At 62.1% G+C, this 15,597-nt stretch carries 11 protein-coding genes and 1 rRNA gene; 6 read left to right on the top strand and 6 right to left on the bottom strand.

All coding sequences use genetic code 11. The features are described from left to right. The first annotated feature begins 135 nt into the window (after positions 1 to 135). The 3 genes from rrf to CIB54_RS24075 all read left to right on the top strand — a co-directional run bounded on the left by rrf (position 136) and on the right by CIB54_RS24075 (position 3,049). A 5S ribosomal RNA gene (rrf, locus tag CIB54_RS24085) occupies positions 136 to 251 on the top strand. A 258-nt stretch (positions 252 to 509) separates the two neighbouring features. Then, complete coding sequence (gene mrdA / locus CIB54_RS24080) at positions 510 to 2,402, top strand: penicillin-binding protein 2 (protein WP_101221165.1); 1,893 nt, start codon at positions 510 to 512, stop codon at positions 2,400 to 2,402. A gap of 179 nt (positions 2,403 to 2,581) precedes the next feature. Beyond that, positions 2,582 to 3,049, top strand: coding sequence for an SRPBCC family protein (locus CIB54_RS24075; protein ID WP_065952323.1), 468 nt, complete (start codon positions 2,582 to 2,584; stop codon positions 3,047 to 3,049). A 46-nt stretch (positions 3,050 to 3,095) separates the two neighbouring features. On the opposite strand, the gene CIB54_RS24070 is transcribed toward CIB54_RS24075, so the two are convergent. Next, complete coding sequence (locus tag CIB54_RS24070; protein ID WP_065952322.1) at positions 3,096 to 5,297, bottom strand: TonB-dependent receptor; 2,202 nt, start codon at positions 5,295 to 5,297, stop codon at positions 3,096 to 3,098. A 204-nt stretch (positions 5,298 to 5,501) separates the two neighbouring features. On the opposite strand from CIB54_RS24070, the gene CIB54_RS24065 reads away from it, so the two are divergent. The 3 genes from CIB54_RS24065 (at position 5,502) to CIB54_RS24055 (ending at position 9,259) form a co-directional block, all read left to right on the top strand. Then, positions 5,502 to 7,859, top strand: coding sequence for a DNA polymerase II (locus CIB54_RS24065; RefSeq protein ID WP_101221164.1), 2,358 nt, complete (start codon positions 5,502 to 5,504; stop codon positions 7,857 to 7,859). A 42-nt stretch (positions 7,860 to 7,901) separates the two neighbouring features. Then, positions 7,902 to 8,534, top strand: a complete 633-nt coding sequence (locus CIB54_RS24060) for a glutathione S-transferase family protein (protein ID WP_101221163.1) — start codon at positions 7,902 to 7,904, stop codon at positions 8,532 to 8,534. 152 nt (positions 8,535 to 8,686) lie between these two features. Further along, positions 8,687 to 9,259 (top strand): DUF4174 domain-containing protein, encoded by a 573-nt coding sequence (locus CIB54_RS24055; RefSeq protein ID WP_065952319.1) that lies wholly within the window; start codon positions 8,687 to 8,689, stop codon positions 9,257 to 9,259. A gap of 116 nt (positions 9,260 to 9,375) precedes the next feature. Here CIB54_RS24055 and CIB54_RS24050 read toward each other — a convergent pair whose 3' ends face one another. From CIB54_RS24050 to CIB54_RS24030, 5 genes are read right to left on the bottom strand one after another with little or no spacing between them, the layout of a single operon-like run. Further along, the gene (locus CIB54_RS24050; protein ID WP_101221162.1) at positions 9,376 to 10,419 is read right to left on the bottom strand and encodes an acyltransferase family protein; all 1,044 of its coding nucleotides are present in this window, start codon (positions 10,417 to 10,419) and stop codon (positions 9,376 to 9,378) included. A 22-nt stretch (positions 10,420 to 10,441) separates the two neighbouring features. Beyond that, a complete protein-coding gene (gene murJ / locus CIB54_RS24045; protein ID WP_101221161.1) occupies positions 10,442 to 11,851 on the bottom strand; it encodes a murein biosynthesis integral membrane protein MurJ in 1,410 nt (469 codons plus the stop codon). Further along, positions 11,851 to 13,284 (bottom strand): O-antigen ligase family protein, encoded by a 1,434-nt coding sequence (locus CIB54_RS24040; protein ID WP_101221160.1) that lies wholly within the window; start codon positions 13,282 to 13,284, stop codon positions 11,851 to 11,853. Before CIB54_RS24040 ends, murJ begins: the two co-directional genes overlap by 1 nt. Next, positions 13,281 to 14,384, bottom strand: coding sequence for a glycosyltransferase family 4 protein (locus tag CIB54_RS24035; protein ID WP_101221159.1), 1,104 nt, complete (start codon positions 14,382 to 14,384; stop codon positions 13,281 to 13,283). Before CIB54_RS24035 ends, CIB54_RS24040 begins: the two co-directional genes overlap by 4 nt. Beyond that, complete coding sequence (locus CIB54_RS24030; protein ID WP_101221158.1) at positions 14,375 to 15,592, bottom strand: glycosyltransferase family 4 protein; 1,218 nt, start codon at positions 15,590 to 15,592, stop codon at positions 14,375 to 14,377. The genes CIB54_RS24035 and CIB54_RS24030 overlap by 10 nt, the downstream gene beginning before the upstream one ends. Positions 15,593 to 15,597 lie beyond the last annotated feature (5 nt).

The raw sequence follows: 15,597 nt of genomic DNA, 5'->3' as shown, positions 1-15,597 counted from the left end.
ACTCTAACGAGCATCAGATTGCGGTGTGTGAAGACGAGATGAACCGAAAGTTCGACGCTCACAAAACACCGACAGCTGTCACATACCCAATTTGCTGAAGCGAGGCCAGCAGGCCACGACTCAGTACCCGAATTTCTTGACGACCATAGAGCATTGGAACCACCTGATCCCATCCCGAACTCAGCAGTGAAACGATGCATCGCCGATGGTAGTGTGGGGTTTCCCCATGTGAGAGTAGGTCATCGTCAAGATTAAATTCCGAAACCCCAATTGCGAAAGCAGTTGGGGTTTTGTTTTGGGCGTTAAAAAAGCACGGCCTTGCCAGATGCGTACAGCCCCCTGACTCGCTCACCACCGCACCCTCGCTTGCCTGGATGAAATAACCCGCCGTTGAGGGAAATCGATACAAAGTGTTTCTGCATTTTTGGTATGGTGCAGCACATTTTCACAAGGATTGATCTTTATCCGCAGGACGCGGCGTCGACCTTTTTCAACGAGATGCTGTAGAAATGCCTGAGCCGATACCCATCAAGGACCACGAAAAAGAACACCGTCTGGTCAACAAACGTTTGCTCGCCTGCGCACTCCTGGTGATCGGGATCACCTGCGCCCTGGTGGGACGGATGTACTTCCTGCAGGTAGTGCAATACGACTATCACTCCACTATTTCCGAAAACAACCGCGTCCACGTGCTGCCCATCACCCCCACGCGCGGCTTGATCTATGACCGCAACGGTGTGGTCCTGGCTGACAACCGACCCAGCTATAACCTGACTATCACCCGCGAGCGCACCACCGACCTCAAGGGTGAGTTGGACGCGATAGTCAATCTGTTACATCTGCCCGCCGAAGATCGCGCTGTTTTCGACAAAGCGCTCAAACAGGCCCGTCACCCGTTTGTTCCTGTGACGCTGTTTTACGAGTTGACCGAAGAGCAGATCGCCGTCTTGGCCGTCAACGAATTCCGTCTACCGGGTGTGGACGTTGAACCCCAGTTCGTTCGCCACTACCCGTTGGGCGCGCACTTTGCTCACTCCATCGGCTATGTCGGACGAATCAACGAGAAAGAGTCCAAAGCCCTCGATTCAGTGGAATACCGCGGCACCCAATCGATCGGCAAAACCGGCATCGAACGCTTCTACGAATCGGAACTGCATGGCCACGTCGGTTATGAAGAAGTCGAAACCAACGCTCAGGGGCGGGTGCTGCGTGTGCTCAAGCACACTGACCCTGTCCCTGGCAAAAACATTGTCTTGAGTCTCGACGTCAAGCTCCAGGAAGCTGCTGAAGAAGCCCTGGGCGATCGTCGTGGTTCGGTGGTTGCCCTGGACCCGCAAACCGGTGAAGTGCTGGCCATGGTGAGCAAGCCGAGTTTCGATCCGAACCTGTTCGTCACCGGCATCAGCTTCAAGGAGTACGCCGCGCTGCATGACTCCATCGATCGCCCGCTGTTCAACCGCGTGCTGCGCGGGCTGTATGCGCCAGGCTCGACCATCAAGCCCGAGGTGGCCATCGCAGGTCTCGACAGCGGCGTGGTCACTCCACAAACCCGCGTGTTCGATCCAGGGTACTACCAGCTGCCGGACTTCGATCACAAATACCGCAACTGGAACCACAGCGGCGACGGCTGGGTAGATATGGACGCCGCCATCATGCGCTCCAATGACACCTACTTCTATGACCTGGCCCACAAACTCGGGATCGATCGCCTGCATGATTACCTGGCCGAATTCGGCTTGGGTCAGAAGGTGTCCCTGGACATGTTCGAAGAATCCGCCGGCCTGATGCCTTCCCAGGCCTGGAAGCGCGCCACACGCCGCCAGCCCTGGTTCCCCGGCGAAACCGTGATCCTGGGCATCGGCCAGGGTTATATGCAGGTCACGCCGCTGCAACTGGCCCAGGCCACTGCGCTGATCGCCAACAAGGGGGTATGGAACCGGCCGCACCTGGCCAAGACCATCAACGGCGTGCCACCGGTGGATGAGAACCCGATGCCCAACGTCGTCCTCAAGGACCCGCGTGACTGGGAACAGGTCAACCACGGCATGCAACTGGTGATGCACGACCCGCGCGGTATCGCCCGCGCGGCCGCGCAAGGTGCCCAATATCGCATTGCCGGCAAGAGCGGTACCGCGCAGGTGGTGGCGATCAAGCAGGGTGAGCGTTACAACCGCAACAAGACGCTGGAGCGTCATCGCGATAACGCCTTGTTTGTCGGCTTTGCGCCAGCCGAACATCCGAAGATCGTGATTTCAGTGATGATCGAAAACGGCGAGGCCGGCGGCCGTGTAGCGGGCCCGGTGGTGCGCCAGATCATGGATGCCTGGCTGCTCGACCAGGAGGGTCATTTGAAGCCGCAATATGCGACGCCGGCCAAAGCGCCTGGCGATCCCCGCGTCTAGATCACTGCCACTCCCATGGGCTATCCATGCGATAGCCCACACATTTGTGCAAGGCAACTTCCCTTCGAGCATTCAGTCATACCTTATGACCAAGTCAAGGATGGGCTCATCATCATCGCGCATAACCAAAAGTTGCGCATTGGTCGATGTCGCCTAGTGTTCAATGGAGGAGGTGTCTTATGCACGTATTAGATCGCATCGAACGAAAAGTCCTGCTTAACGCATCACGTAAACAAGTGTGGGAAGCGCTCACGAATGCTGAGCGATTTGGCGATTGGTTCGGTATTGCCCTCAAGGGAAAGACCTTTGTGGCCGGAGAAACCCTCGAAGCGCCGATCACCTACCCAGGCTACGAACATGTAGTGTGGAAGGCCAGGATCGAACGCATCCTGCCGCAAACCCTGTTTTCTTTCTGGTGGCATCCCTTCGCGGTAGATAAACATATCGACTACGACAAGGAAGCACCGACGCTGGTGGAATTCACGGTTGAGGATCGCGCACCGGGCATTCTGCTGCGGGTGGTGGAATCCGGTTTCGACAACGTTCCCCAGGCTCGACGCCAGAAAGCGTTCAAGATGAATTCCCGAGGCTGGGATGAGCAAATGGGCAACATCGAAAACTATCTGAACAAAGCCCAGCGAGCCTGACGCGAACGGGCATCAACACTGATGCCCGACGTCAACAACCGTGGATTTAGAAATCAATCGTCGCCGACAACTTCGCCACCCGCGGGTCACCCTGGCTCAGGAAGCCGCCTTGAGCCGATTCCCAGTATTTCTCGTTGGCGACGTTCTCCACCGTAGCGCCCAGTGTCATCTCACGTTGAGCCAGCGTGAAGGTGTAGCGCGCGCCCAGGTCGAAGCGGTTCCAGGCGGGCAGGCTCAGGTTGTTCGCCGCGTCGGCATACTGGCCGCCCGTGCGCAGCATGCGCCCATTGAGGGTCACACCTTGCAGGCCGGGGACGTCCCAATCCACGCCGGCGTTGAACTGGAAGGAAGGAACGCCGATGGCGCGGTTGCCGTCGTTGGCACCGTTGAGGGTACCCTTGAGTTCGGTCTTCATCAGCGTCACTCCGCCGAGCAAACGCAGGCCACTTACCGGTTCGCCGAAGACGTTCAGTTCGACGCCTTTGTTGATCTGCTGACCTTCGCGTACATAGCGCGCGGTGGTTGCATCGATCACTTGCGCATAACCTGCGCCTGGCTGCTCGATACGGTACACACCGAGGGTGGCGCCATAGGTGCCCATGTCGACCTTGACGCCCGCTTCGATCTGCTTGGAGCGCGCCGGTGCGAAGGCTTGCCCGCCACCGATGATCGTCCGGTCGCCGGATTTGAGCGGCGAGGTGGGGCCCTGTGCCAGGCCTTCGATGCGGTTGGCGTACAGGGATACGTGCTCCCATGGCTTGAACACAATGCCGTAGACCGGCGTGGTGATAGATTCGTCGTAGTTGGCTGTGCGCGTTCCGCTCATGTAGTTGTAACCCTGCACCACCATTTGCTGGCGACGTGCACCCAATGTCACCAACAGACGGTCATCGAAGAAGCCAAGCGTGTCGGACACCGCAGCGCTGCGCACGAATGTCTTGCCGGTAATGGTCGGGTCGCTGAAATCGGTGCCGGGGGTATTGCGCGGCGTGTTGAGCGTGGGGGCGGCGCCGGTCACAGGGTTGTAGAGGTTGGTTGCCCCCGGTGAACCGTTGAACACATAGGCGTTGCGCGCCTGGGTCCAGATGCCGGCCAGGCCGAAGTTGAGTCGGTGGCTGACAGGGCCGGTCTGGAACTTGCCGTTCAAGCCGGTCATTAAGCTGGCGTTGTCTTCTTCGTGTGCAATGGTCGAGCGGCTGGAGGTGGCATTGCCGAGGTTGTCGGTCAGGGTAATCGAAGAATATCGGCCCATTTCCCGGCTGTGCTTGGCACCGCCTGCGGCGTAAGCCGTCCAGTTTTCATTCAGGTCGTATTCGGCGCGCAGCATGCCCAAGGTGTCCTCCAGATTGGTGCTGCTCCAGCGGGGCGCATAGTTGGTATCCGCTGAAGGCGCATCCGGGACGTGGGTCGCGTTACCCAGGAACACCGAGTTGCGTCCGCCATTGATACGCTGCTTCTGGTACACGAAATCACCCGACAGGCGCAGTGCATCGCCACGGTAATCGAGGCCGACCGCGAACAGCTTCGAGCGCTGGTTTTCGTCGTCAATACCGGTGTCGCCTTCGCGCTGGGACAGGTTGATCCGCGCGCCAAAACGATGATCCTCACCAAAGCGCTGCCCGATATCCAGATGCTCGCCCACCCGGCCATCGCTGCTGATGTCTGTGCTGAAACGGCGCAGCGACACGTCACCGGCACGCTTGGGTTGCAGGTTCACACCGCCGCCGATACCCGAGCCGCCCGGCGTGACACCATTAATGAACGCATTGGGGCCCTTGAACACTTCCACACGTTCCAGCGCGTCAGTGGACATAATCTGGCGTGGCAGGATGCCGTACAAGCCGTTATATGAGATATCGTCGCCATTCAACGGCAAACCGCGAATCATGAAGGTCTGGGCCTGGTTCGCAAACCCTGACGCCTGGCGCACGGACGCGTCATTGAGCAGCACATCGCCGATCGTTTCCGCCTGTTGGTCGCGAATCAACTGCTCGGTATACGAGGACATGCTGAACGGCACGTCCATGATGTCCTGATTGCCCAGTACACCCAGTTGACCGCCGCGGGCAACCTGCCCACCGGCGTACACCGCAGGCAACGCATCGGGCGCGGGGGCCTGGGCATCGATGCGCGTGGCATCCAGTTGCAAGGTGTTGCTGGTATCGGCCTGCGCAGCAACGCTCAAGGAGCAGAAAAGGGCAAGCACGGTGGGGCGAAAGGGCACGGCGAGGCGGCTACACAGAGGCATGGTCAATCCGGACGGTGAACCGTCAATGATGAGGAAGGGGGCAACACGGTGCGCTTCCTCACTGCGCGAATACGACTCCGGCGCGAATGATAGTAATTGTTATTCATGTTCCGCAACAGATTTGTGTGATGACAGTTAACCTGCCGCCTCTACCGGATGCCGAGTAGAATCACGCCCTGAAAGCAATTGCCGAGGTGCGGTACGGTGGATTTACAGCAGGGTTTTGTCCTGACCCGGCATTGGCGCGACACTCCGGCGGGTACGCAGGTCAGCTTCTGGCTGGCGACCGACCAAGGGCCTCGGTGCATTCGCCTACCCGTGCAGACCTCGGTGATGTTTATCCCCGAGATCCATCGCAAGCCGCTGGGCTGGCTGCTCAAGGACGAGCGCGATATCGAGTTGCGCGCGTTGCAGTTGTGCGATTTCCACCACCGCCCGGTCCTGGGGCTCTACGTCCGGCAGCACCGCCAACTGATGGACATCGAAAAACGCCTGCGCAGCGCCGGGGTCGATGTCTATGAAGGCGACGTGCGGCCGCCCGAGCGCTACATGATGGAACGCTTTATCACCGCCCCAGTGTGGTTTGGCGGCACTGCGGATGCGGACGGCACCCTGCTCGACGCGCAGATGAAGCCCGCCCCCGACTACCGCCCGCCATTGAAGCTGGTGTCCCTGGACATCGAAACCACGGCGCAGGGCGACCTCTATTCCATCGCCCTTGAAGGCTGCGGCGAGCGCCAGGTGTACATGCTCGGGCCACCCAATAAGCGCGATGCGGTGGATTTCAAGCTCGACTATTGCGACACCCGCGCCCAACTGCTTGAACGTCTCAACCAATGGCTGGCCCTCCACGATCCGGATGCGATCATTGGCTGGAACGTGGTGCAATTCGACCTGCGCGTACTGCACGAACATGCCCAGCGCCTGAACGTGCCGCTCCTGCTCGGGCGCGGCGGTGAAGCCATGACCTGGCGCGAACACGGCAGCCGCAATCACTACTTCGCCGCGGCGGCAGGCAGACTGATCATCGACGGCATCGAAGCCCTGCGTTCGGCCACCTGGAGCTTCGAGTCGTTCAGCCTGGAGAACGTCGCGCAAACCCTGCTGGGCGAAGGCAAGGACATCTCCACGCCTTACCAGCGCATGGACGAAATCAACCGCATGTTCGCCGAGGACAAGCCTGCCCTGGCGCGCTATAACCTCAAGGACTGCGAGTTGGTCACGCGGATTTTCGAAAAGACCGACCTGCTCAAGTTCCTGCTGGAACGCGCCAGCGTCACAGGCCTGCCTGCCGACCGCAATGGCGGTTCCGTCGCGGCGTTTACCCATCTCTACATGCCGTTGATGCATCGCCAGGGCTTCGTCGCGCCCAACCTCGGCGACAAACCGCCCCAGGCCAGCCCCGGCGGCTTTGTCATGGATTCACGCCCGGGCCTCTATGAGTCGGTGCTGGTGCTGGACTACAAAAGCCTCTACCCGTCGATCATCCGCAGTTTTCTGATCGACCCGGTGGGCTTGATCGAAGGCCTCAGGCATCCAGACGACAGCGCCTCGGTGGAAGGCTTTCGCGGCGCGCGCTTCTCCCGCACCCGTCATTGCCTGCCGTCCATCGTCACGCGGGTTTCCGAAGGCCGCGAAGTGGCCAAGCGCGAACACAATGCGCCATTGTCCCAAGCCCTGAAGATCATCATGAATGCCTTTTACGGCGTGCTTGGTTCCAGCGGCTGCCGGTTCTTCGATACGCGGCTGGCGTCGTCGATCACGATGCGCGGGCACCAGATCATGCGCCAGACCCGTGAGCTGGTTGAGGCCCAGGGCTATGAAGTGATCTACGGCGACACCGACTCCACGTTCGTCTGGCTCGGCAGCGCCCATTCCAACGAGGACGCCGGTCGTATCGGCCAGGCGCTGGTGCAGCACGTCAACGACTGGTGGCGCAGCCATCTGCACAGCGAATACGGCCTGCAAAGTGCCCTCGAGCTGCAATACGAGACCCATTTCAGCCGCTTCCTGATGCCGACCATTCGCGGCGCGGAGGAGGGCAGCAAAAAGCGCTACGCCGGCCTGGTGGTGCGCGGCGATGGCAGCGAAGAGATGGTCTACAAAGGGCTGGAAACCGTGCGCAGTGACTGGTCGCCCCTGGCGCGGCAATTCCAGCAGGAGCTCTATCGGCGCATCTTCCATCGCCAGCCCCATCAGGATTATGTCCGCGATTATGTGCGTCGCACCTTGAGCGGTGAACTCGACGACCTGCTGATCTACCGCAAGCGCCTGCGCCGAGCGCTGCATGACTACGAACGCAACGTCCCGCCCCATGTGCGCGCCGCACGCCTGGCCGATGAATACAACGACCGCCTCGGGCGCCCGCGCCAGTACCAGCGCGGCGGCTGGATCAGCTATGTGATCAGCGTCAATGGTCCGGAGCCGCTGGAGGTGCGGCAAGCGCCGATCGACTACGATCATTATGTGACCCGGCAATTGCAGCCCGTGGCGGATGCGATCCTGCCGTTCGTGAACGATGATTTTGGCACTTTGGTGGGCGGTCAGATGGGCCTGTTCTAGGCGAACGCCCGCATAACCCCCGTCTCTCAGGAGCAAACGTCCATGTACACACTCTACGGCACCGACGAGTCCGGTTCCTGCATGATCGAAATCGCCCTGCAACGCTGCGCCGTGCAGTGGCATCGCGTGGAGGCCAGTTCCTGGCAGGACGGCGAGGGCAGCGAAGCCCTTGCGCGCATCAATCCCTTGAAACAGATTCCCACCCTGGTCACCCCCGATGGCCAGGTGCTGACCGAAAGCGCCGCCATCCTGATCCACCTGGGCCTTGAGTATCCCCAGGCCGACCTGCTGGCCGGCAACCGCGCGCAGATTCTGCGCGGCCTGCTGTATATCGCCGCCAATTGCTATTCGGCCATCGGCATCATCGACTACCCGCAACGCTGGCTGGGCGACGCGGATGAGACCCTGCAAGCGCAACTGACCACCGGCACGCGGCGCTATCTGCATCAGGCCTGGGTAGTGTTCGCCGACCAGTTTGCCGACCAGTTGTTCACGCACGACAACATCCCCAACGCGCTGGGCATCATGGCGGCGGCGGTGTCGCGCTGGGATGACGCGCGGGAAGCGCTGCACAATTTGGCCCCGGGTTTTGCCCATACCCTGGAGCGGGTGGACGCCGACCCGGTTGTGCAACCCGTATTCGCCCGGCATTGGCCGGATTGGCAGGTCTCGTAATCAGAGGAAACAATGGCCTCACTGCCCTGCAAACCCTTGCGTAGCGTGCGCCCTGACCTACGCTTCTCAACGTGGCGTAGGAATCATCCTTGAATTTGACTGTCGCAGACATGAAACTCAAGAACCCTGCATGGAATTCAAAGGAGGTGCGCATGCTCATCCGGTCGCTGACCCTGGCTACCTTGATGGCTTTTACGGGGCCGTTGTTGGCTGCCGATGATAATCCGCTCAAGCTGGAGCTGGGCAAAACCCGCCCTCTGGTCGTGGTGGAACTCGATGCGGGTAACCCGACGTTGGCCACGCTCAAGAAACAACTGGAAGAGCCTGCCACCAAGCAGTCCTTCGAAGAGCGCAGCATGGTGCTCTACACCGTGAAATTCGGCAGCATCGGTGCCGAAGGCGAGAAGTTCGCCAAGGACCCCAAGGACAGCAAAAAGCTCACACCGCCTGAGACCAATGCGCTGATCCGCGCCCTCAAACTCGGTGTCGGCAGCGGCACCAAGGTGATCCTGGTGGGCAAGGACGGTGACAAGAAACTCGAGAAGAACGTGCCGCCGGATACGCTCGATCTGAAAGAGTTCTTCAGTACCATCGACCAGATGCCGATGGCCGAGAAAGAGGCGGCTGCCGCGCCGGAACCCGCACCGGTCGAACCCGTGCCAGCCAAGGGCGCGAAACCGGCCAAACCCGGCAGCAAGCCTGCGCCGCAACAACTGGACGACTGAGCGTACAGATCCAAATGTGGGAGGGGGGCTTGCCCGCGAAGACGTCGGCCCAGCCAACATCGATGTTGGTTGACCCACCGCTATCGCGGGCAAGCCCCCTCCCACATCAGTCCTGCTTAAGGTTTAGGCGCCTTGCGCAGCGGAAACGGGAAGTAGAAAAACCGCAGGAATGCCACCCGCTTGATCACTTCGCCGATCAGCAATGGCACCACCACCGCCACCACAAAGCCCACACACGCCGCCATGAGCGGATGCAGACCCAGGCGCTCCATGAGGTCGAAAGTCTTGTGCTGGATCTCGCCGTGGAAGATCAATAGGATCAAGGTGGATTGGCCGATATAGGTCATCACCCGGGTCAGCAGGGTCGACACCATCAACACCCGCGCCAGCGCCCAGCACAGGTACACGCCGATCACCGCCAGCAGGCTGGTCCACAACCAGTGGTCGTAACGGCGCTGCGCCAGGTCCATGGTGTCGTGGCTATAGAGGAACACCGCGGCGAACAGCGCCACCGCAATCAGCAGGGTCAACAGCGAACTCTCATGCCGACGCAGCCAATCGCGCAGCAGGTAGCCGTAGATGAAGTAGGTGCTGCTGATCAGCGTCACGTCGAGGCTGAAGGGCAGGCCGGGCAGGGTCCAGGTCTGCTCGCCGACGCTGACCGGCACTTGCCAGAACCACGGCAGCACCCAGATGCCGAGCAACAGTTGCGCGCCGGCCAGCACGCAAGCGCCCGGCAACGGCAGCTTCAGGCGCTGGATCAGCCGCAGCATCAGCCAACTGAACAGGATCGCCACCCAGAAGTGCGGCAAAAACCACAACGCCTGCCACGGGATGGTATCCACCGAGGCGTAAAACACGCCGCCGATGTCCGGCAGCAACGGCTGCCCGCGCAGCACAGCGCGCACGATCACATACACCAACATGGTGAAGAAGAACGGCTTGAGCAAGCCATCGGCCTTGCGCACCGCCATCTCCACGAACGGCTGCTCGGGCTTGAAGAACACCCCGGACAAAAAGAAGAACAACGGCAGCACGAACGAGGCAATGATCGGGTAGAGCAAATCCACCGAGTTGGCGACAAACCAACTGTGGGCGTACACGATAACCAGGATACCGATGCCTTTGGCGATATCCATTTGAATCCAGCGATGTTTCATTTGAGTCTTCCCGAACAATCATTCACGCCTTGCGCCACGGCTTCAGCCACAGCCCCATACCCAGCAACACTATCGCGCCTGCCAGGGTGCTCAAGCCCAGTTGCAGCCACACGCCTTCGATTCGAAACAACAGCAGCGCCGCCAGCCCCATCAGCACGGTGCTGATCAGCCAATGCCGGGCCCACGGCAGGGCGCCGAGCAACGCCTGGCGTTGCATCAGCAGCAGCGCGGTACAGACCACACCCGACAGCGCCGCCAGCGGAATGCCAGCCAAACCAAACACAAACGGCAGCACGCCCAGCAGCAGCACGTTGACCAGGCTGCCGAGCAGTTCGCAGCGCAGCGGCTGACGCGTATCGCCGGCGGCGTAGGCGTAACGCGCGAGCAGGGCGTTCCATGCACCGAACACCAGGGGCACGGCAAACCATGCCAGCAACGGCGGCAGCGGCGAGCCCGCCGCCTGGTTGGGCAGCAGCAGCGCCACCAGGCTCGGTGCCGCCGCCACCAGGCCGACGCCGGCCGGCAGGGTCAGCACGCTGGCGGTTTCCAGGCCGCGCTTGAGCAGGGCCAGGCGTTCATCGCCCTGGCGTCGGCTCATCATCCCCAGCAGCACTTGATTGAGGCTCATCAGCGCAATCAGCGGCAGGTTCATCAGCTTGCGTGCGAGGTTGACCCAGGTCACCGCGCCTTCCCCCAACAGCGACGCCACCAGGCGCTCGATCAACGCCAGGCCCTGACTGGCGCCATTGCTCAGCAACAGCGGGCCGACGCGCTGGCCCAGTTCGCGCAAGGGCGCGCACGACAGCTGCACGCGCCAGGGTCGCCAGCCCTGGCGCCAGAGCGACGGCAGCAACGCCAGTGGCATCAATGCGCTGCCGATCAGGCAGGCCAGCGCCAGGCTGTGCGGCTGGCTGGCGGTGCCTGCCACTGCGAGGTACGTCACCGGCGGCAGGTTGAACAGCAGCGAGCCCAGTCCCGCCAGCACGAAGCGCTCGCTGGCCTGCAATGGAACACTGAACAGCGCATGCAGCATCAAGCCCGGTACACACCACGCCACGATCTGCAGGTTGCTGGCGGCCAGGGCCGTGGCGCCGGCCGCCAGCCCAGGGCCGAGCGCCTGTACCAGCCAGGGCGCCAACAGCATCAGCAACAGGCTGGTGAACAGGGCGATCAGCATCAATGCCGGAAACAGCACCGCCAGCCAGTCCAGGCGTTCGTCGTCCTCGCGTTGCAGATACAGCGGCAACGCGGCGGCGCTCAATACACCGCCGGCCAGCGACATGCGCAGCGCCTCGGGCAGGAACAACGCGATCAAAAACGCATCACTGCGCTCGCCCGCGCCCCAGGCCGCCACCAGCAACCACTCGCGCGCAAACCCCAGGCACAGACCCAACAGAGTCGCCACGGTCAGCCATGCGGCAGAACCGAGCATCAGGACCGCGCGCCATCAAGTACTGGCTTGCGAAACGCCACCGTTTTGACCTGGGGCAGGCGCGCCGGGAACAAGCGGCGCGCCTCCAGCACGTTAATCCCCACCATCAGCCAGAACAGCGCCACCATCACCACGGCAAAGCTGAAGTAGTGGTCAAACAAACCGCTGACCAGCGCCGACAGAATCCCGGCCGTGCTGCCCAGCCACAGCGCATTGTCCTTGGTCAGGCGGATCGGGCCTTTTTCCGGCCGGGCTTCACGCCACCAGCGCACGGTGACGGCGATAAACAACAGCATGCCGACCACGCCGGTCTTGTAGATGAAGTTCAGCCACAGGTTGGAGATCCCCAGCAACTGTGTACCCGGTACCGGCGGGTCGACCTTGAAACCGATGCCGAACGGGTACGCCGCCACGGCCTGCGGGAACATGCGGTACTCGTCGAAACGCACTTCGGTACTGGCGTTGCTCGACGAGAAAATCGTCGCCAGGCGTTCCTGCAACGGCGGATACGCGATGACCAGCGCCACGGTCAGCGCCGCGCCGATCATCAGCAAGCGACCGGTGTAAGGCACGCGCCGGGTGGCCAGCCATATCAGCACCAGCGCCAGGCTGACCATCGCCCCCCGGCTGCTGGCCAGCAGCAACGCCGCCGCCCCCAGGCACGCCACGCCCAGTCCCAGCGCGCGTTTCCAACCCTGTTCGGTCATGCCGTAACAGAAGGCCAGCGGCAGCAGCAGCGCCATGATTCCGCCGATGGCATTCGGGTGCATCCACGGCGAACCCATACGCGACGACATGGCTTCCAGGCCGAATTTCAACATGTCGAAGTTACCGTAATTGAGCAGCGCCAGGATCGGCGCAATTCCCGCCCCGGAGCGCGTGCGCACGAACACCGCGATCGACATCACCAGCATTGCCAGGGTGCCCAGCAGCAAGGCGATCACCAGGCTTTCGCGGCGCTTGTAGTCGACCAACAACCTGGCCGCGAGAAATACCCCTGACAGGTTCAGCAACCAGCGCAGCCAGTTGGCCACGCCGCTGGTTTCGGCGTGGATGCTGACCTGGCCGACAATGAACGGGAACACACTGAACAGCATCAGCCACAGCAGCATCTGGTCGGTGGGACGGCGGGCCAGGCGCGGCGCATCCGGCAGGCGTGACAGAAAACCGTGCCACAGCACCGCGCCCCAGGTCAGCGCAAGAATCGCTTCGCTCACGGTACTGCGGATGCCCAGGTTGAGCGTGGAGTAGGGCATGAAGGTCGCGACCAGGGCGAACAGCAAAAAGCCCCAGAAGGGAAAGCGCAGGATGGTCACCGCCGCCGCCAGGCCAATCACGGCGAGAAACGCCTTGGCCGGTGACAGCGCCAGGGCGACCACGCCAAACAGCGCGCCGAGGAGGATAGCGACGAGGCTTGCCAGGGAGAGTCTCATTTCAGCTCCTCGATCAGTTCGGCCAGGCGCCGGCGATAGGCGTGTTGATTGAAACGTGCGGCCCATTGGCGATGGTCTTCGGGGGTGCCTTCATCGCCGCGCTCACCCAGGCTCAGCATCAGCTGTACCAACGCAGGGCCATCGGTGGGCGAAAAGCGCGGCGCCGACGGCGGGGTGATTTCGTCCAGCGAGGTGCCGCTGGCCACGGCCACGGGGGTGCCGACGCTCAACGCTTCAATCACCGGCAAACCGAAACCTTCAGCGTAGGAGGGTTGCCATACACGTGACGCCTGGCGGTACAGCCCGTGCAACTCGGCATCAGAGACGCCACTCAGCGCATGAATGCCCGCCAGGGTGCGCTGGGCGTCGGGCAAATGCTCCAGGCTGCCCACCAGCACCAATTCCGGCACGTTGACGGACAGGCGCCGCGCCTGCTGCCAGGCATCCACCAGGAACGGCACGTTCTTGCGCAATTCACGGGTGCCGACCAGCAGCCAGAAGCCCTTGGGCAATGGGCGCGCCGACAGGTCTGCCGCCGGTTCGTTGAACCCGTCCACCTGATTGGGCAGCACGCGAATCTTGCCCGCTGCCTGAGGAAACAACCGTGCGGTTTCGTCGGCGCTGTACTGGGAGGGCGTCCACACCCGGTCGGCGCTACGCACGGCATAGGCAATCGACAGCCGATCGGTGGTCTTGTACACCAGTGCCTTCAGGCGGCTGGCGTGGTAGTTGTCCAGGGTGATCTGGAACAGGTCGTGCAGCAGCACCACGGTACGCAACCCTGTGGGCCGGGGCGGCAACGGCAGGCCCATATTGAAGGTGCTGATGTACAGATCGATGTACTGTTCGCGCAGGGCGCGGGGTAAAAAACCGGCTTCGAAGCGCAGGCGATTCTGCGGCTGGTGCATCGCCGTTTTCGCGCAGCCCCAGGCCGGGCAGTGCGCCTGCAACCGCGTTTGATCGCCCAGGGGCGCCACGGTAAAGCGCTCCAGTTCCAGGTCCGGCAAACTGCGCAGGGCGCTTTCCAGCGCATACACCTGTCGGCTGATGCCCGATTGCGGTGAGGTGCCGACGGTGCGGTAATCCAGGCCTACACGCATGCGGGCTCCTTTTGATTGAGCGGCGACAGGGTAGCGTACACCTGCTCCAGTTGGCTGGCGGCAACGCTCCAGTCATGGGCCCGCCGCACATAGGCGCGCCCGGCTTCACCCATGGGCGCGGCGGCTTCGGGCGATTGCAGCAGGCGTACCACGGCGTCCGCCAGGCTGACGGCGGTTTGCCCGCCGAGATAATCCAGGCCGTCCACCAGGTCCAGGCCCGACACCCCCTGTTCGGTGCTGGCCAGGGGCATGCCGGCGGCCAGCGCTTCGAGCACCTTGAGCTTGGAACCACCGCCATGGCGCAACGGCGCGAGAAACACCGAACAGGTCGATTGCAGGCTCAACAGATCTGGCACAAAGCCTTGCCATTCGATGCGCGGGTCCTGCCAGCGTTCGCGCCAACTGGCGGGCATGCCGAAGCCGCACACGCTCATGCGCGCGTCGGGGCAGCGCTCCCAGACTTTGGGCAGGATTTCATCCAGGGCCCATTCGATGGCATCCACATTGGGCGCGTACTCATAGTTGCCCAGGAACAGCACGCGGCGGGTCGACGGGTCAGGACGGGCAGCGGCGAAGTGATCGCAGTCCACGCCATTGACCACCACCGGCACCGGTTTGCCGGCGATTTTTTCCAGCGCCTGCGCATCGCTGTCGGTGACCGCCACCACCTGGGTGGCCTGGCGCATCACGCGACGTTCCCAGCGCGTGTAGCGCCATTGGTCATAGCGAATGAACGGCAGCGCCCAACGCGGCAAGCGGTCGTAGGTGGCCGCACCGAGCGCCGACTCAACATTGTGTTCGGTCAGCACGAAAGGTTGGGATTGACGCACCAGGGCCTCTTCATAGGGTTGGAAGGTGTAGGTGTGCTCGACCTGCACCACGTCCCAATGTTCATTGAGCAGTTGGTTGAACCGGTCCTGCAGCGCGCCCGACAGGCCGTTGACGCTGGCCAGCAACGGGTAAGGCGCAAACAGCCCGGCCACCAGGGTCTTCACGCTGCGCAGCGGGCGGCGCGGCAGGATGATCAATTGCTCGAGAAACGCCTCCAGCACCTGGCGATCGGCCAGCGACACCGGGTGCTTGTCGTGCAGCAGCAGGGTGATCCGGTGCCCACGCGCCGCCAGGCTGCGCAGCAGATGGAACTGGCGCGTCTTGCCGCCGCTGGTGGCGGGCCAGGGCGAGTAGGGCAGGATCCATAAAATGCGCATGGCGG

This window comes from Pseudomonas fluorescens, assembly GCF_002837185.1.
In the GTDB taxonomy this organism is placed as follows: domain Bacteria; phylum Pseudomonadota; class Gammaproteobacteria; order Pseudomonadales; family Pseudomonadaceae; genus Aquipseudomonas; species Aquipseudomonas fluorescens_AM.
The sequence above is the reverse complement of the archived record's forward strand: the minus strand, read 5'-3'. Positions and strand labels throughout refer to the sequence as shown.